Annotated in this window: 20 protein-coding genes; 11 read left to right on the top strand and 9 right to left on the bottom strand. The window is 64.5% G+C overall.

Annotated features, from left to right (window positions below):
• Positions 1–136: 136 nt before the first annotated feature.
• Positions 137–1,423 (bottom strand): benzoate/H(+) symporter BenE family transporter, encoded by a 1,287-nt coding sequence (locus ACS5PJ_RS11940; protein ID WP_439435093.1) that lies wholly within the window; start codon positions 1,421–1,423, stop codon positions 137–139.
• A 110-nt stretch (positions 1,424–1,533) separates the two neighbouring features.
• Complete coding sequence (catA, locus tag ACS5PJ_RS11935) at positions 1,534–2,430, bottom strand: catechol 1,2-dioxygenase (RefSeq protein ID WP_439435092.1); 897 nt, start codon at positions 2,428–2,430, stop codon at positions 1,534–1,536.
• A gap of 248 nt (positions 2,431–2,678) precedes the next feature.
• Between catA and benA the strand changes: the two genes are divergently transcribed.
• The 5 genes from benA (at position 2,679) to ACS5PJ_RS11910 (ending at position 10,050) form a co-directional block, all read left to right on the top strand.
• Positions 2,679–4,061: a benzoate 1,2-dioxygenase large subunit gene (gene benA, locus ACS5PJ_RS11930; RefSeq protein ID WP_439435091.1), complete on the top strand. Its 1,383-nt coding sequence runs from the start codon at positions 2,679–2,681 to the stop codon at positions 4,059–4,061.
• A 36-nt stretch (positions 4,062–4,097) separates the two neighbouring features.
• On the top strand, positions 4,098–4,634 hold the full coding sequence (gene benB / locus ACS5PJ_RS11925; RefSeq protein ID WP_439435090.1) for a benzoate 1,2-dioxygenase small subunit: 537 nt from the start codon (positions 4,098–4,100) through the stop codon (positions 4,632–4,634).
• A gap of 123 nt (positions 4,635–4,757) precedes the next feature.
• Positions 4,758–6,329, top strand: coding sequence for a benzoate 1,2-dioxygenase electron transfer component BenC (gene benC, locus ACS5PJ_RS11920; protein WP_439435089.1), 1,572 nt, complete (start codon positions 4,758–4,760; stop codon positions 6,327–6,329).
• The gene (locus ACS5PJ_RS11915; protein WP_439435088.1) at positions 6,329–7,156 is read left to right on the top strand and encodes a 1,6-dihydroxycyclohexa-2,4-diene-1-carboxylate dehydrogenase; all 828 of its coding nucleotides are present in this window, start codon (positions 6,329–6,331) and stop codon (positions 7,154–7,156) included. The genes benC and ACS5PJ_RS11915 overlap by 1 nt, the downstream gene beginning before the upstream one ends.
• Before the next feature lie 62 nt (positions 7,157–7,218).
• Positions 7,219–10,050 carry an AAA family ATPase gene (locus ACS5PJ_RS11910; RefSeq protein ID WP_439435087.1) on the top strand — a complete coding sequence of 944 codons (2,832 nt, stop codon included), beginning with the start codon at positions 7,219–7,221 and terminating at the stop codon, positions 10,048–10,050.
• Between the two features lie 44 nt (positions 10,051–10,094).
• Here the strand turns inward: ACS5PJ_RS11910 and catC are convergent, their stop codons facing one another.
• The 4 genes from catC to ACS5PJ_RS11890 all read right to left on the bottom strand — a co-directional run bounded on the left by catC (position 10,095) and on the right by ACS5PJ_RS11890 (position 13,957).
• Positions 10,095–10,373, bottom strand: a complete 279-nt coding sequence (gene catC, locus ACS5PJ_RS11905) for a muconolactone Delta-isomerase (protein ID WP_439435086.1) — start codon at positions 10,371–10,373, stop codon at positions 10,095–10,097.
• Positions 10,374–10,398: 25 nt separating this feature from the next.
• Positions 10,399–11,502 carry a mandelate racemase/muconate lactonizing enzyme family protein gene (locus tag ACS5PJ_RS11900; RefSeq protein WP_439435085.1) on the bottom strand — a complete coding sequence of 368 codons (1,104 nt, stop codon included), beginning with the start codon at positions 11,500–11,502 and terminating at the stop codon, positions 10,399–10,401.
• Complete coding sequence (locus ACS5PJ_RS11895; RefSeq protein ID WP_439435084.1) at positions 11,499–12,443, bottom strand: LysR substrate-binding domain-containing protein; 945 nt, start codon at positions 12,441–12,443, stop codon at positions 11,499–11,501. Before ACS5PJ_RS11895 ends, ACS5PJ_RS11900 begins: the two co-directional genes overlap by 4 nt.
• Before the next feature lie 128 nt (positions 12,444–12,571).
• Positions 12,572–13,957, bottom strand: coding sequence for an MFS transporter (locus ACS5PJ_RS11890; RefSeq protein WP_439435083.1), 1,386 nt, complete (start codon positions 13,955–13,957; stop codon positions 12,572–12,574).
• 282 nt (positions 13,958–14,239) lie between these two features.
• Here ACS5PJ_RS11890 and ACS5PJ_RS11885 point away from each other — a divergent pair, with 282 nt between their 5' ends.
• The 3 genes from ACS5PJ_RS11885 (at position 14,240) to ACS5PJ_RS11875 (ending at position 17,396) form a co-directional block, all read left to right on the top strand.
• Positions 14,240–14,938 (top strand): maleylpyruvate isomerase family mycothiol-dependent enzyme, encoded by a 699-nt coding sequence (locus tag ACS5PJ_RS11885; RefSeq protein ID WP_439435082.1) that lies wholly within the window; start codon positions 14,240–14,242, stop codon positions 14,936–14,938.
• A 46-nt stretch (positions 14,939–14,984) separates the two neighbouring features.
• Complete coding sequence (locus ACS5PJ_RS11880) at positions 14,985–15,764, top strand: glycoside hydrolase family 16 protein (RefSeq protein WP_439435081.1); 780 nt, start codon at positions 14,985–14,987, stop codon at positions 15,762–15,764.
• A gap of 132 nt (positions 15,765–15,896) precedes the next feature.
• Positions 15,897–17,396, top strand: coding sequence for an FAD-dependent monooxygenase (locus ACS5PJ_RS11875; RefSeq protein WP_439435080.1), 1,500 nt, complete (start codon positions 15,897–15,899; stop codon positions 17,394–17,396).
• Between the two features lie 89 nt (positions 17,397–17,485).
• Here the strand turns inward: ACS5PJ_RS11875 and ACS5PJ_RS11870 are convergent, their stop codons facing one another.
• Positions 17,486–18,913: an alkaline phosphatase PhoX gene (locus ACS5PJ_RS11870; protein WP_439435079.1), complete on the bottom strand. Its 1,428-nt coding sequence runs from the start codon at positions 18,911–18,913 to the stop codon at positions 17,486–17,488.
• 225 nt (positions 18,914–19,138) lie between these two features.
• Positions 19,139–19,486 (bottom strand): hypothetical protein, encoded by a 348-nt coding sequence (locus tag ACS5PJ_RS11865; RefSeq protein ID WP_439435078.1) that lies wholly within the window; start codon positions 19,484–19,486, stop codon positions 19,139–19,141.
• Positions 19,487–19,661: 175 nt separating this feature from the next.
• Between ACS5PJ_RS11865 and ACS5PJ_RS11860 the strand changes: the two genes are divergently transcribed.
• Positions 19,662–19,964: a DUF4193 domain-containing protein gene (locus ACS5PJ_RS11860; RefSeq protein WP_439435128.1), complete on the top strand. Its 303-nt coding sequence runs from the start codon at positions 19,662–19,664 to the stop codon at positions 19,962–19,964.
• Between the two features lie 224 nt (positions 19,965–20,188).
• Positions 20,189–20,737, top strand: a complete 549-nt coding sequence (locus tag ACS5PJ_RS11855) for an AMIN-like domain-containing (lipo)protein (RefSeq protein ID WP_439435077.1) — start codon at positions 20,189–20,191, stop codon at positions 20,735–20,737.
• Positions 20,738–20,858: 121 nt separating this feature from the next.
• On the opposite strand, the gene ACS5PJ_RS11850 is transcribed toward ACS5PJ_RS11855, so the two are convergent.
• Positions 20,859–21,320 carry a DoxX family protein gene (locus tag ACS5PJ_RS11850; protein ID WP_439435076.1) on the bottom strand — a complete coding sequence of 154 codons (462 nt, stop codon included), beginning with the start codon at positions 21,318–21,320 and terminating at the stop codon, positions 20,859–20,861.
• Between the two features lie 135 nt (positions 21,321–21,455).
• On the opposite strand from ACS5PJ_RS11850, the gene ACS5PJ_RS11845 reads away from it, so the two are divergent.
• Entirely contained in the window at positions 21,456–21,935 is a 480-nt protein-coding gene (locus tag ACS5PJ_RS11845; protein WP_056346612.1) for a Dps family protein, read from the top strand.
• The last annotated feature ends 106 nt before the right edge of the window (positions 21,936–22,041 follow it).

Genomic DNA, 22,041 nt, shown 5'->3' with positions numbered 1-22,041 from the left:
GGATAGCCGCCCTTCCGGACCGAGCCCCGGAAGGGCGGCTAGCCGCTGAGGGCCGAAGCTTATGCTGCCACCGCTGCCAACCCAGTAGGCAGAACCACCTCAGCCTTTACGTACCATGTCCCTGGCCACGGTGACACTAGGACCCTGCATGGTCGGCGCGCTCAAGGAGCCGTGACACCGCGTAACCGCACACGAGGCCCCAGAATGCCGGGTGGATGTTGAAAAGACTCATGCCGGAGATGGTCACGACGAATGTCACCAGGGACCCGAGGGTGAAGGCTGAGGCGAAGGCTGTGACAAAGGCCTGCTGAAGCGCCCGCAGCATCGCAATGCCGCCCAGGGCGAGAATGAATTCCTTCGGTGTGGCGAGCATGAGCCGGGTCAGGGCTGGAGCCAGGAGGGCGCATGCCACGGCCAGGATACCGAACACCACGGCGGCGGTGTACTGGCGCTGCCTTGTTCCTGAGGACGTCATGAGGGCGTTGGTAGGGCCCGTCACGCAAGCCGAAACGGCGCCGCAGCATGCGTTGAGCAGGGAAAACGCGCCCGAGACGATGGCGAAGACGTTGACAGGGGGATTGTGGCCGGCTGCGCGAAGTACGGCGATGCCCTGGCCGTTCTGAACGAACAGCACGGTAATGGCCAGCGGCACAACGAGTTCGAGCTGGGCGGCCCAGGTGAACTCGGGGAGGGTGAAGACCGGGGCGGCCAGAACCTGACCGCCCCCTTGGAGCGAGAATTGACCGCTTGCCGCGACGGCGATGCATCCGACCACAAGGGTGCCGAGCACCGGGGGGAGGCGCCGGCCCATGGCGGGGACTGCGGTGAGGACCAGGAACGCGACCACCATGGGGGCGGCCACCACGGGGTTCGCTTGTGTCGAGACGACGATGTCCGTGCCGAATTTCAGGAAGACGGCGGCAACCATGGCCATGACTATCGGCATCGGAATCACCGCCATGATCCGGCGCACCACGCCGCTGGCACCGAGTGCGAGGACGAGAAGTCCGGATGTGAAGAAGGCACCCACCACCTCCGCAAAGGACAGGTGCTGAAGCGAGGGACCCAGGAGCACCGTCCCGGGAATGGACCAGGCGAAGCCCAGAGGCTGTCGATAGAGCAGGGACATGACCAGAGTGGCTGCCCCGCCCGAAAAAAGGATGCCAAACACCCATGACGCGAGTTGGGCTTCCGTAAGTCCTCCGGCCGCACCCACGGCCAGGGTGACGGCGATCGGGCCGGACGCGGAGAAAATGAGCCCGATCACGCCGTTGGAAACATATGGAAGGCCCAGATCACGGAAGACCTGGCGCGCGCCTGCGGGGCGGACACCCGGGCGTTCCAGCAGGGGCTGGGGTACATGTGCCGCAGCAGTTCCCGCATGGGGGACGACGGCGGGTGGGTCCTTGGGTGATGGCGGCATTCGGGCTCCTGGCAACGGCGTTGCAAAGAATATAGGCGCTCCGGAGTTTGCACTCCAGAGCGCCTTCGGTGCCGGGCCGGGGCTTCGGCACCGATTCTTGGCTGTGATTCCTACTTGTGCTGGCCTTCCTTGGCGAGGACGTAGTCATAGACAACTTCTTCGCCGGCCCCGCCGTCGGTGCGCGGCTTGGGGTCGAGCATCAGTTCAGGCTTGACGGCCGAGGCGATGTCGTCCGCGTTGTGCGGGTCGCCCGGGAAGTACAGCTGCTGGGTTACGGGCTGGAATCCCGGCGCGGAGACCTTAATGTGGATGTGGGCCGGTCGCCAGGCGTGCCAGCCTGCCGCGTTGATGAGCTGCCCGCAGGCCCCGTCCGTGGGGATCTGGTAGGGCGCAGGGCGCATCGTGTTGATGACGAAGCGGCCGTCGTCGTCCGCCTTGACCGTGGCCCGGAAGAGCCAGTCCGGGAGGCCCGGCGCGTACTGGGAGTAGAACCCGGCACTGTCGGCGTGCCAGATCTCCACCTGGGCGTTCTGGATGGGGTTGCCGTCCGTATCGGTGAAGCGGCCGCTGAAGTGCAGCGGGGTGCCTTCCTCGTCCTCACGCATTTCGACGGTGCCCGGGGTCTCCAGCACGGGGGAGCCCGGCACGTAGTAGGGTCCTTCGATGGTGCCCACTGTGCCGGGGCGGTCCTGGGAGTTGACGTCCTCCACGGTGTGCTCCAGCCACACGTCGAGGAACAGCGGCCATTCCCCATCAGTTCCTACTTTGATGAGCCACGCTTTAAGTGCGTTGTATTCCTCGTAGGTGACCTGGTGTTCGACGACGATGTCATTGGCGGCTTTGATGAGTGCTCCCGCCAGCAGGCTTACCCTTTCCTTCGGCACGTCCAGGCGGGCGAGCTTGCCTGAGGCGGTGAAGCGTTCAGTGGCTTTGGAGCCGGCTTCGACTGCAGTGCCCTCGTCCTCTTTGCGGGTGTCTGCTTGGGTCTCGGTCATGGTGATGTCCATACTCCTCTTTGAATAATGGGGGTGATGTCTGTTCATCGTAGGTCTCAAATAAGGACGCTACAAATATCGATTTAGGTGGTTTTCTGTCAAAAAGCGGACATAAAGACACCCTTGGTCGAACCTAGGTATTTGCCTGATGTGAGAGCTGTCACGGTAGGCAAGACTTGGCTGACAAACGTCCTGGGCGTACGGCGCGCTTGCCCGGACCACCAGCCATCCGTCCAGCACTCTCCAATGAAGGAGCAGCCATGACCGAGAACATGACCCACGTCCGCGAGGTCCTTGCCGACGCCGTGATCGACGACCGTGAAAACGGCGTCATCCGGGCCAAGCGCGAGATCTTCACTGATGAAGAGATCTTCGAACTGGAGATGAAGCACATCTTCGAGGGCAACTGGGTTTACCTCGCCCATGAATCCCAGATCCCCAATGTGGGGGACTACTTCACCACCAACATCGGCCGCACTCCGGTGATGATCACCCGTGACAAGGACGAAAACCTCAACTGCATCGTCAATGCCTGCTCCCACCGCGGCGCGATGCTGTGCCGCCGTAAGACAGACAACCGCACCACATTCACGTGCCCCTTTCACGGCTGGACGTTCAAGAACTCCGGTGAACTGCTGAAGGTCAAAGACTCCCGCAATGCCGGCTACCCGGAATCCTTCAATAAAGCGGGCTCCCACGACCTCACCAAGGTTGCCCGTTTCGAGTCCTACCGGGGCTTCCTCTTTGGCTCCCTGAAAGCTGACGTCCTCCCGCTCGAAGAGCACCTGGGGGATGCCACCAAGGTGATCGACTCAATCGTGGACCAGTCCCCGGAGGGCCTGGAGGTGCTGCGCGGGTCATCCACCTACACGTACGACGGCAACTGGAAAGTACAGGCCGAGAACGGCGCCGATGGCTACCATGTCACCGCTGTGCACTGGAACTACGCAGCCACCACGGCCCGCCGCACCGCCGGGGACTCCGCAAACAAGACCAAAGCCATGGACGCCGGAAAGTGGGGCAAGGTCAAGGGCGGCTTCTATTCCTACGACCATGGTCACCTGCTGCTGTGGCAGGAATGGACAAACCCGGAAGACCGTCCGCTCTGGGACCGCCGTGAGGAGCTCGTTGCCAAGTACGGCGAGGAGATGGCCAACTTCATGATCAACATTTCGCGGAACCTCTGCCTTTACCCGAACGTCTACATCATGGACCAGTTCTCCTCGCAGATCCGCCACTTCCGTCCCATCTCCGCGGACCAGACCGAGGTGACCATCTACTGCATCGCCCCCAAGGGCGAATCACAGGAGAACCGGTCCAAGCGCATCCGCCAGTACGAGGACTTCTTCAACGCCACCGGCATGGCCACTCCCGATGACCTCGAAGAGTTCAGGTCCTGCAACAAAACCTACTGGGCCACCTCGGCGCCCTGGAACGACATGACCCGCGGATCCACCCACGAGATCGCGGGCCCTGACGAGCAGGCCCAGGCACTGGGGATGACCAGGGTCATTGCTTCCGGGGTACGCACCGAGGACGAGGGGCTCTACCCGATCCAGCACGGGTACTGGAAGGAAGTGATGGACCGGGCCCTCGCGGAACAAGAGCTTTCCGCCCTGGACACCGTCCCCGTCACCGCCTGATCCGGACCACGTGGAACCAGAGAGAGTGCATACGCCATGACCAACCTGACAAAGCCAGCCTCGGCGCTCAAGAGCGCCGAGGAGATCGCCATCCTCGAAACCGTCCGCGCCTTCCTGTACAAGGAGGCCCGCCTGCTGGACGACCGCCAGTTCGACGAGTGGCTCCAGTGCTACCACCCGGACTCCGAATTCTGGATGCCCGCCTGGGACGTCGATGACCGGCTGACCGTGGATCCGCAGAACGAGATCTCGCTCATCTACTACGACAACCGCGGCGGTATCGAGGACCGTGTCTTCCGGATTAAGACTGACCGTTCCTCGGCCACGTCCCTCCCGGAGCCCCGCACCGGGCACAACATCACCGACATCGAAATCATGGAGCACGACGGCGACCAGGTGAAAGTCCGGTTCAACTGGTTCACCCTGTACTTCCGCTACAACACAACGGACACGTACTTCGGGACCAGCTTCTACACCATCGATCTTGCCGCCGGCGAGCCCGTCATCCTGAAAAAGAAGGTCGTCCTCAAGAACGACTACATCCACCACGTGGTGGACATCTACATGATCTGACGGCCCGGTGCCGGTGCCGGGCATTTGCCCGGCACCGGCCTTGGACGTTTCCAACCACGTGCCCCTGGGGCACATCTGCACTTTCCCGGGCCGCGTCGACGCGGCCCCAGCCAGGAGGAAACCATGGGCCACAAAGTTGCCCTCAGCTTCGAAGACGGCGTCACCAAAGTCATCAAGGTCGGCGACTACGAGACCGTGATGGACGCCGCGTACAAAGCACGCATCAACATTCCCTCGGACTGCCGTGACGGTGCCTGCGGCACCTGCAAGGCCTTCTGCGATTCCGGCTCCTTCGATCCGGGCGACTACATCGACGACGCAATGACCGAGGATGAGCTCGAAAAGGGCTACATGCTGACCTGCCAGGCGGTCCCCGAATCGGATCTGGCCATTCAAATCCCCGCCACGTCCGAATCCGCGAAAACGGGAGCCACCACTTTCACCTCAACCGTGAAGGCACTGAACAAGCACTCGGAAACCACCGTGTCCTTCACCCTGGAGGTGGAAAACCGGGATGCGCTGGCCTTCCTGCCGGGCCAGTACGTGAACATCAAGGTCCCTGGAACCGATGCGGAGCGTTCCTATTCGTTCAGCAGCGGCCCCGAGGTTCAGGATTCCTCCTTCATGGTCAGGGTGACACCACAGGGTGCGATGTCCGAGTACCTGCGTGATCGGGCGGCCGTGGGCGACACCATCGAGTTCACCGGCCCCTACGGATCCTTCTTCCTCCGTGAGCCCAAGCGGCCCCTGCTGCTCCTGGCAGGAGGTACCGGCCTGGCCCCGCTCCTGTCCATCCTTGAGAAGCTTTCCGATGGCCCGTCGTCGGTGCCGGTCCATCTGATCTACGGCTTGACCCGCGAGGCGGACATCGTTGGCCTTGAGTGGCTTCGGGACTATGAGGCAAAGCTGCCCGGATTTAGCTGGGACTACATTGCGTCCGAACCCGGCACGTCTGCACCCCACACAGGCTATGTCACCCAGATCATTGAGCCCTCGCACCTGTTCGACGGCGACGTCGACATCTACCTGTGCGGCCCGCCTCCGATGGTGAACGCGGTGTCGAAATGGCTGGATGCCGAGGGCATCAAGCCTGCCAACTTCTACTTCGAACGTTTCGCACCGAAGGAAACCACCGGCGGTGACGCGGAAACAGGTGCGCCGGCGCCCGCAGAGAAGATTGCGGCGGAAGGCGACACGATGAGCCGCAGCGAGGCTGTTTCGTCACTGGAAACCGGGCGGCTGGATTTCCGGAAAGAGGACAGCTTCGCCCAGCTCGACGCGCGCATGGGCCTGGAACTGGCCGTGAGCGAGCTGATGCTGGGCCGCCTGAGCGAAGAGCAGCTGCACCAGTTCCGTCGGCTCGCCGAGGCCACTGAGCGCTCTGTAGATGGCGGCACCATCCAGGAACCGGAAGAGTTCGCGCGGACCAATGAGGAGTTCCACGAATACCTCTTTATGGTCTGCAACAACCCCATGCTGCTTGAGTCCTACCGCCGGCTGGACGTCCACGCGCAGATGGCGGCGGCTTTCGAAACCGGGACCAGGATTTTCGAGCGGGTCATCCAGGACCACATCGATATCGTTGATGCTTTTGAGCGCCAGGACAAAGCGCGGGTCCGGGAGGTCATCATGGCCCACGCCCAGGATGCCAAAGACACGATGGCCGGCGCCATCGACGCCAAGGCCGGCCGCTGATGACGCAGCCATACGCCGGACAGTTCATGACTCCGGGCCGGTACTCCGGCAAGGTAGTTGTGGTGACAGGGTCCGCCCAGGGCATCGGCCAGAAGGTGGCCGAGCGCATCGGGGCCGAGGGCGGCGCCGTCGTCCTTGTTGACCGGGCCGAGCTGGTCCATGAAGTAGCGGGCGGGATACAGGAGACGGCCAAGGCTTCCGCTTCGGGAGGCTCCGCCATCTCCGTGACCGCGGACCTGGAGACCTTCGCAGGAGCACAGCAGGCCGTGGACGCCGCGCTCGCTGCCCACGGCCGCGTGGATGTGCTGGTCAACAACGTCGGCGGCACCATCTGGGCCCGCCCCTACGAAGAATATGACGAGGACAAGATCGAGAAGGAAATCCGGCGTTCCCTCTTTCCCACCCTCTGGACCTGCCGGGCCGTGCTGCCGGCAATGCTGCAGCAGGGCTCCGGCACCATCGTCAACGTTTCCTCAGTGGCCACCCGCGGGCTGCACCGGGTGCCGTATGCGGCAGCCAAAGGCGGCGTCAATGCCCTGACCCAGTCATTGGCGATGGAGGTGGGCGGCCGTGGCATCCGTGTGGTGGCGACCGCCCCGGGCGGCACCGAGGCCCCGGCCCGCAAGGTCAAGCGTGGCCCGGAGGCCGAATCCTCTACGGAGAAGGCCTGGTATCAGGTGATCGTTGACCAAACAGTCGACTCGTCGATTTTCAAGAGGTACGGGACGTTGGACGAACAGGCCGCCCCCATCGTCTTCCTCGGATCAGATGAGGCCTCATACCTGACCGGCACCATCCTCCCGGTCGCTGGCGGGGACCTGGGCTGACGCACGGGATGAGGGATGCCCGCCGTCAGGTCCGGCCGGCAGGCTCCGGTAAAGTGGCGGCCATGACGGCGGGCTCCCTGCAAGGCGACAGCGCGGAAGGCTTTCCCCTTGTGGGCCGGTCAGGGGTCTTTGAAGAGCTGCTAGGAATTCTCCGCACAGTCCGTAAGGGCAAAGTGGGCGCAGTGGTGATTACGGGCCCCTCAGGTTCCGGGAAGACCGCCGTGCTGGAGCTCTTTCTCGAGCACTGCCGCACTGTGGCCCGCGGCGTCCGGGTGCTGTCCGCCATGGGCGATGAATGGGAGGCACAATTTCCGCTCGCCGGTTACTCCCAGCTCATGCTTACCTCGCCGCTGCGTTCGGCCAAGGATTACGACGGCGGCCCTGCCCTGCCCGCGGGCCCCGTTCCGGCTCTCACGGCTGCCCAGGTGGTCAATTACGCCTCCACCCTCAGCACGCACCTCGAAGGACTGCAGGCCCACGGCACCGTAGTGGTCGCCGTCGATGACGTCCACAAACTTGATGAGGAGAGCCTGCGCATCCTCACCTTCGTCATGCGCCGGCTGTACGGTAAACGGATTCTGTTCGTGCTCACCCTCAACCCAGATGACGCTTTACGCGTCCCGAGCGGTGTGCTGGACTTCCTGACGGGCCACCAAGTCGCCAGTATCCCGCTGGATCCCTTGACCCCGCAGCAGGTTCAGGATTTTGCGCGGAGGATGCACGGGCTCGATCTCAGTGCCACAGCGGCACACGGCCTGGTCCAGCACACCCGGGGACTCGCGCAACCGATCGTGGAGCTGCTGCGGGAGTTGCCGGCGGAAACCTGGCAGACATGGTTTCCCTCCCTGCCTCCGACGTCCCGAGTCCGCGCCCGGGTGCGGAGTGTCCTGGAAGCGGCGTCCCCGGGGCTGGTTGCTGTCGCGGAGGCAGCGTCAGTGCTCGGGCGCCCCGGAAGCATGGCGGAGGTTGCCCAGGTCAGCGGTGTGGAACCCCTTATGGAGGCACTCGACGAGGGACACCGTGCCGGGCTGCTGGGGTTAAGCGTTGACCAGGCCCGTTCCGCCGTCGTGTTCTTTGAACCAGGCACCGACGCCGCCATCTATGAACAGATGGCTCCCAGCCGGCGCATTGCGCTTCACCGGCTGGCCGCCGAAGCCGTGCAGCCTGAGGGCGAACGGGTGGGCCACCGGGTCTCCGCCACCCCCGGCGCGGACGAGGCCCTGGCCGGGGAGCTGGAGGAATTTGCCCGGCGCCAGGCCCTGGTCGGGGCATGGCAGGACGCTTCAACAGCCTTGTTCTCCGCGTCGCGGCTTTCCCAGGACATCCGATCCCGGAACGACCGGCTCCTGAGGGCAGTGGACGCCCTGGTGGGTTCGGGCAATATTGCCCAGGCCCAGATGTGGACATCGGCAGTGGACGCCTTACCGCCGTCGCCGCTTCGCTCCTCCGTCCTGGGTTACCTCTCCACCGCGTCGGGACAGAACGACAGCGCGCAGACGCAGCTGGAGATGGCCTGGCGCACGTCCAACCCGCAGCGTGATCCAACGGCCGCCGCGCAGGTGGCGCAGCGCTTCGTCCTGCACGGGGTGGCCTCGTGGGACGGTCCGGTCATTACCACCTGGGCAGAGCGGGCCATGGAACTTACCCCGCCGGGAACCCCCGCCCACATTGAATCAGAGGCCATCTACGGGCTGGGCCTGTATGCCCAGGGCCGGCTTTCGGAGGCGGAGGGCTCGTATCACCGGGCCTTTGAACATGCTGCCGAGAACGCGCAGAAACAGCGGGTGCAGATGGGCGCGGGCTGGCTGGCACTGCGCCTGGACAACGTTGAGGCAGCGCTGGTGAACTTCGAATCGGCGGCTCCCACCGAGTACCGGGGCGGCTCGATGCGGATCTCGCTGTGGGCCGAGGCCTGGCTGGCGCGCACCCACCTGGTCCTCGGCAACTGGGACGCGGCGGCCGCCACTGTGGCGCGGGCATCCGTGCGCCTGGAGACCTCGCGGATGCCGCTGATCCGGCCGCTGCTCTACTGGACCGCGGCGGAGCTCTGGTCCATGCGGGGAGACTGGGACCGGGCGCGGTACTACGTGTCGCAGGCGGCTGTCCAGCCGGGAACGTACCGTGCCATGCAGGTGCCGGCCACCCTTGCCCGTGCCCGCTTCCACGAGGCGAGAGCGGATTATGAGGGTGCCTTGGCCGTCCTGCAGCCGCTGACGGAGCTGGACCCCTGGACCGAGAACCGGGTGTCCTTCTGGCCCTGGCAGGACAGCTACGTCAACGCCCTGGTCATGACCGACCAGCTCGACGCCGCCGACTCGTTCCTCACGGCGTTCGAGCGCGTGCCCCGCGAGCGGGAAGTGCCCTCGGATATGGCACGCATGGCCTGGGCCAGGGGCCGGCTGGTGGCCGCCCAGGGAGACCCCGACACTGCCAGGGAGCATTTTGAGGCATCCCTGGGCCACCTGAGGGGGCTCAACCGGCCATATCTGCGGGCCCGGGTGAGTTTTGCGTTCGGCCAGAGCATGCGCCGGGCAGGCAAACGGCGTCTGGCCTCCTCGGTCCTGCGGGCCGCCCGGGACCTCTACGACTCCCTCGGTGCGGCCACGTACGTGGAACGCTGCGACCGGGAGCTCAAGGCAACAGGGCTCGACGTCGGGAACCTGCCTGACCCTGCCGACCCCGTGCTGACCGCCGTCAGCGACCACCACCTTCAGCTCACGGCACAGGAACGCGCTGTGGCCGAACTGGTAGCGGGCGGCGCCACCAACAAGGAAGCGGCCCGGACCCTGTTCCTGGCAGAAAAGACCGTGCAGTACCACCTGACCCGGCTCTACCGGAAAATGGGAATCCGGTCCCGCAGCGAGCTCGCGGCCGTGTTCCGGGCCAAGGACTGACCCCGGAACACGGCCGGCACGCCCGGCGCCCTTACCGACTGTGCTTACTTGACGTCGGAGGGGTGCTTCGCGAGCGGGACCACTGAAATATCCATGTAGGGGAACAGCGGCAGGTTCTGCAGGATCTCGTGGAGTTCGTCGTTCGAATCGACGTCGAAGATTGAGTAGTTGGCGTACTCGCCGACCACACGCCAGATTTCGGGCCACTTGCCCGAGCGCTGCAGCTGCTGGGAGTAGGCCTTTTCCGTGGCTTTGATCTCCGCCGCTTCAGCGGCGGGAAGGTCGGCGGGCAGGTTTACGTCCATATGGACCAGGTATTTCATGAATGTCCTTTCGGTACAGCGATTGCTAGCGGTCGGTGCGGTAGTGCGTGAGCTTTTCTTCATCAACAGCGGTCCCCACGCCCGGGCCCTCGGGAACACGGATGCGTCCGCCGGTGATGGCCAAGGGCTCGGCCAGGAGGTCGTCGGCCATGTCCAGGTAGTTGGACAGCTCCGCTGCACGCTTGGCCGAATGGGCGAAGGCGGCGCCGAAGACCACCGAGGCCACCGTGCCGACCTGGGTGTCGATCTGGTTGCCGATATAGACGTCGATGCCCATCCCCTCGGCCATGCCAACGATCTTCGCCGCTTCGGTAAATCCGGACCGGGCCGTCTTCACCGCCAGGAGGTTCGCGCCGCCGGTCAAAATTTCCCGTGCTGCATCGCCAAGGTTTGCAGCAGACTCGTCCGCGGCGATGGGGATGGGGGAGTTCGTCACGAGGCGGCGCCGGCCGAGGACTTCGCGGGCGTCGTCGGGCTCCTCCAGGAACTGCAGGCCCAACTCCGCCGTCCGGCGCAGCACCTCGGCGGCCTCATTGGCTGACCATCCGCGGTTAGCGTCCATGTACAGCTCAGCGTCCTCGCCAAGACCCTCCCGGAGTACGCGGGCCGCCTCAATATCAAGGTTGAGGGGACGCCGGCCGGTCTTGAGCTTGAACGTGTTGATGCCATAGGTCCCGCGGAACTCAAGGGCCAAGGCAAGCAACTCCTCGGCAGGCTTGAAGCCGAGCATGTGGGAGACCCGGAGCGAATCGGTGTACCCGCCCAGCAGCTTGGTCACCGGCTGCCCGAGAGTCTTGCCGATGACGTCCCACAGGGCGATGTCCACGGCCCCCTTGGCCGTCTGGTTGTGAATGGTCCGGTGGAGGACTGCCTGGACTTTCTCCCGGTCAAAAATATCGACGCCGACCAGCTGCGGCGCGAAAATGTCCTCCACCACCGCCACGATCGACTTCTGCGTCTCACCGTAGGTGTAAGGGCGCGGCGGGGCATCGGCGGTGCCCACCACACCATCATCGGTGCGAAGCCGGATCAGCACGTGGTCTGCCTCGTGCACGGAACCGGAAGCGAAATGCAATGGATGAAGATAGGGGATCGAGTAGGGAATCGCCTCAATGGCTGCGATTTTCATGAGCGGGAAAGCCTTTCATCAGTGGGAAACGGCAGAGGGCCGACGGCGGGGCCAGGCGCCGTCGCCCCCGCGGTGGCGGTGACGACGACGTCCAGGAAGTTTTTGAGCAGCGCCGAGTGGTGCCCCCGCATCCAGGCGACCGCGAGCTCCACATCCGGAACGTTTTCAATTGCCCGGTAGGCCACACCTTCAAGCTGGAAGGCCTGCACGCTGGATGGCATGACCGCCACCCCGCCTCCGGCCGCCACAAACGCCAGCATCGTTGAGGTCTCCCCGACCACCTGCGTGATGCGCGGCTGGAAACCCGCCTGGCGGCAGAGATCGGCGGTGGTGCGGTAGAGCACGGATTCGGGCGGGTAGGCAATGAAGTCCTGGTCCTGCAGTTCGTGCATCGCCACGGGCTGATCCACGGCCAGCGCGCTGAACGAGGGAAGCGCAACGACGAGTGGCTCGCGGGCCACCGTCCGGTAGTCGATATCTTGTGCTGTGACCGGGGGCCGCAGCAACGCGGCGTCCAGGGTACCGTTCCGCAGGCCCGCTTCCATGGACGGCGTGAGCATTTCGCCGTGCAGGGCCAGGGACAGGCCCGGCAGCAGCTGCTTGGCAAGGCGGGCAACCTGCGGCATGACGCCATAGGTTGCCGAGCCCGAGAAGCCCACCCGCAGGACGCCGGTTGCGCCCTTTCCAACCTGATACACGTCCGCCTGAAGCGTCGCTACGTCATTGACTATCTGACGTCCCCGGTCCAGGAGGAGTTGCCCCGCCGCCGTGAGGTCCACCCTGCGGGTGGTCCGGTTCAGTAGCTGGACTCCAATCAGGTCTTCCAACTGGCGGATCTGCTGGGAGAGTGGTGGCTGGGCCATATGAAGGCGTTTGGCCGCGCGGCCAAAGTGCCGCTCCTCCGCAACCGCGATGAAGTAGTTCAGTTGGCGGATGTCCACAGTAGTGCCGTCCTTCAGCTAGCCGGCCCCGGCGATGCCGCGCCAGGCTTATTGATTCAAATAATAACCATAATAAGCCCTACTAGGTTATGCAGTAGATGTAATCATGCCAGGGCGGCTGCGGTGCGCTAGCGGAGCACCTCGGAAGGGGTGCTGTCCTTGGCCCGCCCGTCGGTAATCTCCTCGACTTTGTGCCCGGCCTCCTCAAGCTTCCGCTGGCGGGGCACCAGGACAGTGACCACAGCGCCGAAGAGTGCCACCGCCCCATAGATGTAAAAAGCCGTGGACCCGCCGATGCCCGCAGCTGCCAGCCAGCCTCCAATGATCGGGCCCAGCACTCCGCCCAGCCTGCCCACGCTGGCGCACCAGGCGACGCCGGCCGCGCGGGCATTGGTGGTGAAGTAGTTGGACTGGAAGCCGTAAATGAGTACCTGTGTGCCCAGTGTTCCCACGCCGGCGAGGGCAATGAAGGCAAAAAGCAGCGGCAGCGGAAAGCTGAAGGTCATCAGTGCCAGGGAAATGGTGGCCAGTGCGAAAGTCGCTGCGATAACCCGCTGGGGTCCGCTCTTGTCAGCCAGGCGGGATGCGAGCAAACCGCCTGCGACCGCCCCAAGGTTCAGGGCGAGCGGGAAGAAGAGGGAGTACGTCCGTCCGTAGCCGTAGCCTTCCATGATCTTGGGCAGCCAGGTGTTGAGTCCGTACGTCAGCAGCAGGCCGGAGAAGGACATCAGGGCCAGCAGGATGGATGCTACGGCGAACTGCCGGGAGAAAACGGCGGCGAAGCCGGTCTTCTGCGGCGCGGCACCGACCTCCAGGATGACCCGCTCTTCGATGAGGGGGACGCCGGTGCGTTGTGCTGCGGCCAGGGCCTCCTGCTCACGGCCACGGGACAGCAGCCACCGGGGCGACTCCGGGAGCTTGAACCAGGCGATCGGCAGCAGAATGACCAAGGGGAGGGAGCCGAGGATGAACAAACCCCGCCAGCCGATGCTGTTGAGGAACAGGATCCCCAGAATCGATGCCATGACCCCGCCTGCCGGGACCCCGGAGTACACGATCGCGTTGTAGAACTGCCGTCTGCCCGCGGGGGCGAATTCAGCCATGGTGGCGCCGGCGGTTGCGATAACGACTCCCAGGCCGAGCCCGGTGATGAACCGCAGGGCACCGAAGGCCGGGACGGTGGTGGCAAAAGCTGTCGCGAACATACCGACGGAGAACCAGGCAATACCCAGGAGCATCAGGCGCCGGCGGCCGAAAAAGTCGCCGATTCCGCCGCAGACCAGTGAGCCCACAAGGACTCCAATGAGGGCCCAGGAGCCAAGAAGGCCGGCGGCGACTGCATCAAATGCGCCGATCTGGCCCGGGTCCGCAAGCAGCCCCGGAAGGACGGTGCCGTAAATGACGAGGTCGTACCCGTCAAACAGGAGGGCCGTGCAGATGACGAAGGCGACCCAATTTGCCGTGCGCGCCTCCTTTTGTGGATTTTCGGCGATAACGGCATGCGGTTGTGACATGGTCTCCAGTCCTTTCTGAGCGAAGTGGAGGCCTGCGGCGCCGGGAGGATCCGAGGGGCCGTCCTCCGAGTGCCTCCAGCCTGACAGAGGTGTGATGCAAGCCATATGAGGGGAATGTCCGGCTTTCCGCCCGGGGGGTATTCATATCCTGCGCCTCTCAAATGACCCGTTTTAGTAGAGCCTGGCCTTATCGGCGATCCTGTCTCAGTCCAGACGATGTGGGTATGGAACAGCGGCGCCCGAACGGTGGTTCGGGCGGCGGCCCGTGGGTAGGCTGGCACCATGATCAATCCCGCACGCCTCCACTCGGATCTGTCCCGCCTCGGCAGGGAAACGGACATGTTGCTGGCCACCGTCGAATCCCTTGCCGACGACGAGATGACCGTTCCCTCGCTGTGTGAGGGGTGGTCGCGGGCCGACGTCATCGCGCACCTCGCCTCCAACGGCCATGCGCTGGTAAACCTCATTGACTGGGCGACCTCCGGTGAGGAACGTCCCCTTTACGCCTCAACCGAAGCCCGCTCCCAAGAGATCGCCGCCCTGGCGGCCCTGCCACGGGAAGAGCTCATTGAAGAGCTGCGGACCTCTGCCCGAAACTTTGCCGAGCAGGCACAACGGCTCAGCGGGGAACTCGTGGCAACAGAAGTTCAGGTGGGTGGCAAGGCGGTCCCCGCCACATCCATCGTGGCCCTCCGGATAGCCGAGGTGGTGGTGCATCACCATGACCTCGACACTGCCTGGACCATCGAGGAAGCCGATCCGGACTCGCTGCTGAATGCCCTTGAGTCAGCAGTGCGGTCGCTGCGGGCCAAGGGTGCTCCGGGCATGACGCTGGTGACCGAAGAACGTGACGAGTGGGTCATCGGCGACGGCGGACTGCGCGTTGTTTCCGACCGCGAAGGACTGCTTCAGTGGCTGGCTCGCGGGGACGCCGAGCACGTTGATGTTGACGGTCCGCTGCCGGTACTGCCGTCCTGGTGAACTTACTGTGACCGCGTGACGTCAAGCCGTACCCGTGGAACGTCCAATGAAAAAATTTCGGGTGATTGTTGTCCTGGCCGGTCTGGCACTGCCGGCGTGCGCGTCTCCGGGCTTGGATCCCGCCACAAACGCTCCCGCCCCGGATTCGGCCGCGACAAGGCTTGGCTGGGGCACGCCGACAGCCGGTGACGAGTTCAACTATGTGGGTGCTCCGGACCCTGCCAAATGGTCAGTTCACAACAGCGCCGGCCATAACGGCAACGGCGTCCGGAGTCCGCAGCAGGTTACCGTGGACGGCTCGAAGATGGTCATGACCGGAACCCTAAACGGCAAGACTGCCGGAGTGAGTGCGAAGTTCGCGCGGCAGAAGTACGGCCGGTGGGAGGTCCGGGCTGCGGGTTCGGGCGACAACGAGTATCACCTGGTGTCGATCCTGTGGCCGGACAGCGGGAATTGGCCGTGTGACGGCGAGATCGATTACGCGGAAACGACAGGTAACTGGAACTTAATCGAGTCCTTCCAGCACTATTCCTGCAGCAACTCACAAACGTCAGCGAGCAAGGCCCTGGACGTGTCCCGGTTCCATAACTATGCGGTGGACTGGTCGCCTGCCGGGATCGTCGGGTATGTGGACGGCGTGAAGTGGTTCGAGGATACCGATCCGGCGCACCAGCCTCCCGGCCCGATGCACCAGACGCTGCAGCTTGACTGGTTTCCGGATGCCACTGCTGACGGTTCCGGGGAAATGCGGGTGGATTGGGTGCGGGTGTATGCGGCCGCTAACACCACACCGGCTCCCACCCCCACACCCAAAAACTCCCTCTAGTTCCAATGTATCGCCGGCACCGGGGCTTGCGGCAAGCCCCACGTCGTGCGCCATAATCGGCAAAAGCCTGAACCCAGGGAACAGGAGTGCCGAAATGGACAGGGGCGCACGGACGCGAACTCGAGTGCGGCGATGACCGGGCACCAGGTGGTGATTGCCGGGGGAGGCCCGACAGGGCTGGTGCTGGCGGCGGAGCTGGCGCTGGCCGGCGTCGACGTCGCCATCGTCGAGCGCCGCACCAGCCAGGACCTTCCAGGCGCCCGCGCCGGTGGGCTGCACTCGCGCACCATCGAGGTCTTTGACCAGCGCGGAATTGCCGGGCGGTTCCTGGCGGAGGGGCAGGTGGCCCAGGTCGCCGGGTTCGCCCGCAACCGGCTGGACGTCAGCGATTTTCCCACCAGGCATCCCTACGGGCTCGGCCTGTGGCAGAAACACATCGAGCGCATCCTCGCCGGCTGGGTCGCCGAACTGCCTGTAACCATCCACCGTGGATGTGAGGTGACGGGCCTCGCGCAGGACGACGGCGGCGTCGACGTCGTCCTGTCCGACGGCCGGAAGCTGCGTGCCGACTATGTGGCCGGCTGCGACGGCGGCCGCAGCCTCGTCCGCAAAGCGTCGGGCATCGGGTTTCCGGGGTGGGACCCCACCACCAGCAGCCTGATAGCCGAGGTCGAGATGGCCCAGGAGCCGGAGTGGGGCATCCACCCCGATGCCTTTGGCATCCATTCCTTCGGCAGACTGGAGTACGAGATCCGCGGCGGCGAAGTGGTGTACAAGGATGAGGGCCCGGTGGGAGTCATGGTGACCGAAGAGCGGGTGGGGCCCGCGGGCGAACCCACCCTGAAGGACCTCAGCGAAGCGCTGATCGCTGTGTGCGGGACAGACTTTGGGGTTCATAGCCCCCTCTGGATCTCCAGGTTCACCGATGCGACCAGGCAGGCAGCCGCATACCGGAACAGGCGCATTCTCCTGGCCGGCGACGCAGCCCATGTGCATGCTCCGGATGGGGGACAGGGGCTGAACATTGGTGTGCAGGACGCGGTGAACCTGGGATGGAAGCTTGCGCAGGTGGTCAAGGGAATATCCCCACAGAGCCTCCTCGACACCTACCATTCCGAACGCCACCCGGTGGCCGCACGCGTGCTTCGTAACACGATGGCGCAGACTGCGCTCCGCCGCCCTGACGACCGCATCAAGGCTGTTGGCGAAGTCATTTCCGAGCTCCTCAGCATGGACGAGCCGCGCCGGCGGTTCGCCGCGATGCAGTCCGGGCTTGACATCCATTACGACGTCGGCGAAGGCCACCCGCTCCTCGGACGCCGTATGCCCGATCTGGACCTCATCACCTCGGACAATGAGCTGCGGGTCTTTACCCTGCTGCACGAAGCACGGCCCGTACTGCTCAACCTTGGCGAGCCCGGCAGCTTCGACTCCACGCAACTGCCGGAGCGGGTCCGGTTGATAGACGCCCAGCACGAGGGGCCATGGGAACTACCGCTACTCGGGGAAGTCACGGCACCCGAAGCTGTTCTGATCCGACCGGACGGCTATGTGGCCTGGGTCGGAGATCGAGACAAACAGGGGCTCGCTGAAGCGCTTGGCGCCTGGTTCGGCCAGCCCGTTCCTTCTTAGCGGCGGCTCAGCGGCACCGGCCAAACACTGCTGCAGCCCCGCCCCGGCAATCAGACCAAGGAAGGGCTGCAGCAGGCCCGGGCTGAATGTCAGCTGGCGGTAGCGGAAGCGTTCGAGGGACGCGTCCACGGGCCGGTGATGGCGAGCGTGAATCCGGGGGACTGGATGTTGGCGAAGAGCCACTTCCCGTCCTTGCTGAAGGCCGGTCCGCAGAACTCGGAATCGTTGTACTGGTTGCGGGCCAGCGGGTAGGATAGGCCCTGGCTGGTCACGCCCACGAGGTGGGAGATGCCGTTGCCGTCCTCGGCCAGGATCAGCCCGCCCTGCGGAGCCACCGTGATGTTGTCGGGGCCGTCGAAGGCACCCTCCTGGTCCGGGGCCGGGTTGACACCGAAGATCGTGGTCAGCGTGATGGACTCAGTAGCGGGGTCGTACAGCCAGACCTGGCCGTCGTGTTCGTTGACCGAACCATCGGAGGTGCGCGCGAAGCTCGAGACGAAGTACGCGCCGCCGTCGCCCCACCACTGGCCCTCCAGCTTGCGCGAACGGGTGATTTGGTCGTTGGTGAACTGCTTGCGGACAGAGGTGGTGCGTGCATCGCGGTCCGGCACGTCAACCCATTCGACCGTGAAGCGCGTGCCCACCGTCGTGGCCTCGGAGAGGTCCTTGACGTGGGTGGAGCCGCGGAAAGCCTTCATGGCCTGCAGCTTGCCGGCGACGTCGCCGCCGTTGGACTGGGCGAGGGCCAGGAGCTTGCCCTTGCCTGGAGTGAAACCTGCGGGCGGGGTCCAGCGCAGGTAGAGGCCGTTGGGGTTTCCGGCGTCCTCGGTCAGGTAGATCTGCGTGGTGGCGGGGTCGACGGCGACGGCCTCGTGGGAGTAGCGGCCCAGGAACTTCAACGGGATGGCGGAGAAGTTGACGTTGGCCTCGCGGCTGGCGGGATCAACCTCGAAGACGTAGCCGTGGTCCTTGGTGTTGGTGCCCGAGCCTGCCCGCGCCTCGGTTTCCTCACACGTGAGCCAGGTGCCCCACGGCGAGACGCCGCCGGCGCAGTTGTTGTTGGTGCCGGCGACGGAGGTGTACTGACCCACGCGGTTGCCATCGGCGTCCACCAGGATGGTGGACGTACCGCCCTTCGCGCCGGGATCGTAGGTGAGGCCTTCGACGACGGGCACCGGGAAGGGCTCTGACCCGCTGTTTTCGTGGTTGACGATCAGCACCGAACCGCCGTTGGGGCCGTCAAAGACGCCGATGCCGTCGGGATCCGAGGGGTGGACCCCCTCGGCTGTCACGGACTGTCCGGAGCGGGCCAGCAGCTTGTAGGAGAAGCCTTCAGGCAGCGCGAGGATGCCGTTGGGGTCCGAAACCAGCGTCCCGTAACCGAAGGCGTTGCGGGTAGCGGCGTTGGCGGGGCGCGCGAAGGGAGCGAGGCTGCCTGCGCCTGCGAAGGCGAAACCCAGCGCGGCGGCGCTGGCGCCGGCACCGAGGAAGTTGCGACGGGAGAGGGGAGTGGACATGGAGATGCTCCTCAAAACGTAGATGTGGTGTTCGCGGACGCGTTGAGCTTGCTCTCCGGGGATGAACATCCGGCAACGGGGACATGGCGGGACAACGAGAAAGCTCCGGCCGGCGGTTCAATAACCCGCAGATCGGAGCCCTTCGGTGTTCCGGCTAGTGCACGGCAAATTTCACTGCATGGCGTTGCAGCGCCCCACAACGCCACCGGCGTGGCGACGCGGGCCTCAGTCTGAATCGATCAGTTCCAGCAGCTTCCTGGCGGCGTCGCGGATGTCGTCGTGCCCGTATTGCGCCGCCCGGCCCTCCAGCGAAATGACAGCGCAACGGTGGATTTTCCTGAAGTCCCCGAAGGGAAAACTGACACTGCCCTTCGTGCCGTCGGACTGGCCATCGTCCCGGCCCAAATGCCACAGCGCGTAGTCCGCGAAACCATGCTTATCGATGAACGCATTTTCCTCGTCCGTGGAGGGCGCGTGCTCGCTCCAGTCATCGCGGACATCGCGCTCCACCTTTCCGCCCTTTATGAGATTGCGCGCGTTCGTCAGTGCTTTGGGGTTGAGTTTGACGGCCATGCTGCCTCCCTGGGGCCACAACGTGGTTTGCTGGCATTTCCAGACTAAACCCGGAAGGCAGTGACGCAATCTGTCTGGTTGGCCACACTATTGCTTAAGTGCCCGCACTATGCCCTAAACTGCTTCACTGAGGTGCCTGAAATGGTGCCGCGCAGCAACGAAAGTGACCAACGCTATGGCAACCGATTACGACGCTCCACGCAAGACTGACGAGGAGTCTTCCGCGGAGTCACTGGAGGCTCTGCAGGCATCCCGCGGCAGCAATGCCCAGACCGCCGTCATCGACGTCGAGGAGAACGACACCGCCGAGGGAATCGACCTGCCCGGAGCGGACCTCTCGGGCGAAGAGCTGACGGTCGTTGTTGTTCCTGAGCAGTCCGATGAGTTCACCTGCGCCTCATGCTTCCTGGTCCGCCACCGGTCCCAGGTTGCGCGCGAAAAAAACGGCATGAAGTACTGCATCGAGTGTGAAGGCTAGCACGCCCCCAAAGCCCGGTCCGGCGTCGTTATGATGCATCACGGCACGGTGCAGATTCGGTGTTAAATGCATTTCGGCAGCCCGGAAGAAGGCCGCAGCATCACGCGTGCGTGACCGGAATATGCCATCCCTAACGGTTCCGCGCCGAAGCGGCAACAACCCTTAAGAAGGGCGGGTGAAACTCCTACGCTGGAGCTACCAAATCACTCGAAGGGTGGCCCACAATGAAGAAGTTTCATACGTGGCTGGCAGTCATTATGATGGCTGTCGGATTGGGTTTCCTGGCTCCGGGGCCCGCCTCGGCAACCACATCCTATTGCGGGCTCGTATGGGGGTCCCTGGCGAAATCCGACCAGGATATGAGCACCGCGTCCGTCACCAACGTCAGGACGGGGCAGCACTACTGCTTCGACCGGATGGTGGTTGACCTCAACGGCCCGGTGGAGGGCTACACCGTCCGGTACGTGCCCACGGTGGTGCAGGACGGTTCAGGGTTCAGCATCCCGCTGCGGGGCAGCGCGTTCCTTCAGGTGACTGTGAACGCCCCGGCCTATGACCGCAACGGAAGCGCAACGTACGTGCCCAAAAACAAGGACGAAGTAACCAACGTTTCGGGGTACCAGACCTTCCGGCAGGTGGCCTGGGCGAACAGCTTCGAAGGCTACACGAGCCTCGGACTGGGCGTACGTGCCCGGCTTCCGTTCCGGGTTTTCACCCTGGACGGGCCCGGATCCGGCTCGCGCATGGTGGTGGATGTAGCGCACTTCTGGTGACAGCCCACGTGGTGCCCACCAGCCGTTGAGACAGGAACAGGAACCAATACACCGGTGCCCTGCCGGGAGACTCTCCCGGCAGGGCGCCGCTGTGGGCGCTACCGACGGCTGGCAGGAAAGCTTACCGACGAAGCGCCGCGCGCAGTTCCTTCCAAGCTCCGGTTGACCACAGGGCCCACACCACCAGCACGGGCTGGAAAAACAGCCGCACCAGGCGGGCGCGGTCCGAGTCCAAGCCGAACCCGTCCGTCTGTGTCACGTACTGGGAGATGTTCCCGGGAAAGATCAGGACGAAAAACGCCGCAGCGCACAGCCCCACCGGGACGCGCTGTTTGCGCAGGGCGATCAACGCGGCGCCGAGGCCGATCTCAACCACGCCTGACGCCAGGACCACATAGTCCTTGTCCAGGGGAAACCACGGAGGGACCTGGGCCTGGAACTCCTGCCGCGCGACGGTCAGGTGGCTGACACCGGCAAAGACCAGAAAACCGCCGAGCGCCACGGCACCGATCAGCCGCTGGACCGGGACCTTCCCGGCGGGGCTGGTGAAGAGCCTGATCAGTGCCGTTCGCGTTCGCGTCATTACTGAAAAGTAACATGCTGCCTCACGGGCACCCGGGCCGGATTAGTAAGCTCACTGAGAAATCCTGCCGGCTCCCGGCCACGGCCGCCGCGCGGCTGATAGCGTCGGCAGTACTGGACCGATCGAGGAGGATTCATGAAAGCGTCACCTACCCTGACCAACAATCTGCAGGCCGTTCTTGCTGATCTGATTGAGCTGCACATCCAGGGCAAACAGGCCCACTGGAACATTGTGGGCACCAACTTCCGGGACCTCCACCTGCAGCTGGACGAGATCGTGGACGCGGCCCGGCAGTTCGCCGACGACATGGCAGAGCGAATGCGTGCGCTTCACGCTCTGCCGGATGGCCGCAGTGCCACTGTGGCCAAGTCCACCAGCCTGGCCCAGTTCCCAGAGGGCCTCATCAACACCAAGGACGCCATCGAGCGGATCGTCGCGGCCCTCGAAGCTGCGGTGGGGACCATGCGTAAGGTCCACGATGAAGTGGATGAAGAGGATCCCACCACCGCTGACCTGCTGCACGAATTCATCGCCAAACTGGAGCAGTATGCGTGGATGGTGAACGCCGAGACCATGAAGGCCTCCGCCAGCGTCACCGCACCAGACGCGAAGTAACACCCTGCGGTCCATGGCCGCCGTCGGAACTTTCCGGAGCATGGACTCGGAAAGTACGACGGCGGCACGCACTGCCGCGGACGGCCCGCTCCCGGCGTGGCCGGTT

It is taken from the genome of Pseudarthrobacter cremeus (assembly GCF_051857465.1).
GTDB lineage: Bacteria > Actinomycetota > Actinomycetes > Actinomycetales > Micrococcaceae > Arthrobacter.
The sequence above is the reverse complement of the archived record's forward strand: the minus strand, read 5'-3'. Positions and strand labels throughout refer to the sequence as shown.

Excerpts from the sequence above, each read along its gene's own strand:
- ACS5PJ_RS11855 (WP_439435077.1), top strand. The coding sequence starts at position 20,189 with ATGAAGAAGTTTCATACGTGGCTGGCAGTCATTATGATGGCTGTCGGA.
- catC (WP_439435086.1), bottom strand. The coding sequence starts at position 10,373 with ATGAAATACCTGGTCCATATGGACGTAAACCTGCCCGCCGACCTTCCC.
- ACS5PJ_RS11885 (WP_439435082.1), top strand. The coding sequence starts at position 14,240 with ATGATCAATCCCGCACGCCTCCACTCGGATCTGTCCCGCCTCGGCAGG.
- ACS5PJ_RS11865 (WP_439435078.1), bottom strand. The coding sequence starts at position 19,486 with ATGGCCGTCAAACTCAACCCCAAAGCACTGACGAACGCGCGCAATCTC.
- ACS5PJ_RS11910 (WP_439435087.1), top strand. The coding sequence starts at position 7,219 with ATGACGGCGGGCTCCCTGCAAGGCGACAGCGCGGAAGGCTTTCCCCTT.
- ACS5PJ_RS11900 (WP_439435085.1), bottom strand. The coding sequence starts at position 11,502 with ATGAAAATCGCAGCCATTGAGGCGATTCCCTACTCGATCCCCTATCTT.
- ACS5PJ_RS11880 (WP_439435081.1), top strand. The coding sequence starts at position 14,985 with ATGAAAAAATTTCGGGTGATTGTTGTCCTGGCCGGTCTGGCACTGCCG.
- ACS5PJ_RS11890 (WP_439435083.1), bottom strand. The coding sequence starts at position 13,957 with ATGTCACAACCGCATGCCGTTATCGCCGAAAATCCACAAAAGGAGGCG.
- catA (WP_439435092.1), bottom strand. The coding sequence starts at position 2,430 with ATGGACATCACCATGACCGAGACCCAAGCAGACACCCGCAAAGAGGAC.
- ACS5PJ_RS11850 (WP_439435076.1), bottom strand. The coding sequence starts at position 21,320 with ATGACGCGAACGCGAACGGCACTGATCAGGCTCTTCACCAGCCCCGCC.
- ACS5PJ_RS11940 (WP_439435093.1), bottom strand. The coding sequence starts at position 1,423 with ATGCCGCCATCACCCAAGGACCCACCCGCCGTCGTCCCCCATGCGGGA.
- ACS5PJ_RS11845 (WP_056346612.1), top strand. The coding sequence starts at position 21,456 with ATGAAAGCGTCACCTACCCTGACCAACAATCTGCAGGCCGTTCTTGCT.
- ACS5PJ_RS11915 (WP_439435088.1), top strand. The coding sequence starts at position 6,329 with ATGACGCAGCCATACGCCGGACAGTTCATGACTCCGGGCCGGTACTCC.
- ACS5PJ_RS11875 (WP_439435080.1), top strand. The coding sequence starts at position 15,897 with ATGACCGGGCACCAGGTGGTGATTGCCGGGGGAGGCCCGACAGGGCTG.
- benB (WP_439435090.1), top strand. The coding sequence starts at position 4,098 with ATGACCAACCTGACAAAGCCAGCCTCGGCGCTCAAGAGCGCCGAGGAG.
- benA (WP_439435091.1), top strand. The coding sequence starts at position 2,679 with ATGACCGAGAACATGACCCACGTCCGCGAGGTCCTTGCCGACGCCGTG.
- ACS5PJ_RS11870 (WP_439435079.1), bottom strand. The coding sequence starts at position 18,913 with ATGTCCACTCCCCTCTCCCGTCGCAACTTCCTCGGTGCCGGCGCCAGC.
- ACS5PJ_RS11860 (WP_439435128.1), top strand. The coding sequence starts at position 19,662 with ATGGCAACCGATTACGACGCTCCACGCAAGACTGACGAGGAGTCTTCC.
- benC (WP_439435089.1), top strand. The coding sequence starts at position 4,758 with ATGGGCCACAAAGTTGCCCTCAGCTTCGAAGACGGCGTCACCAAAGTC.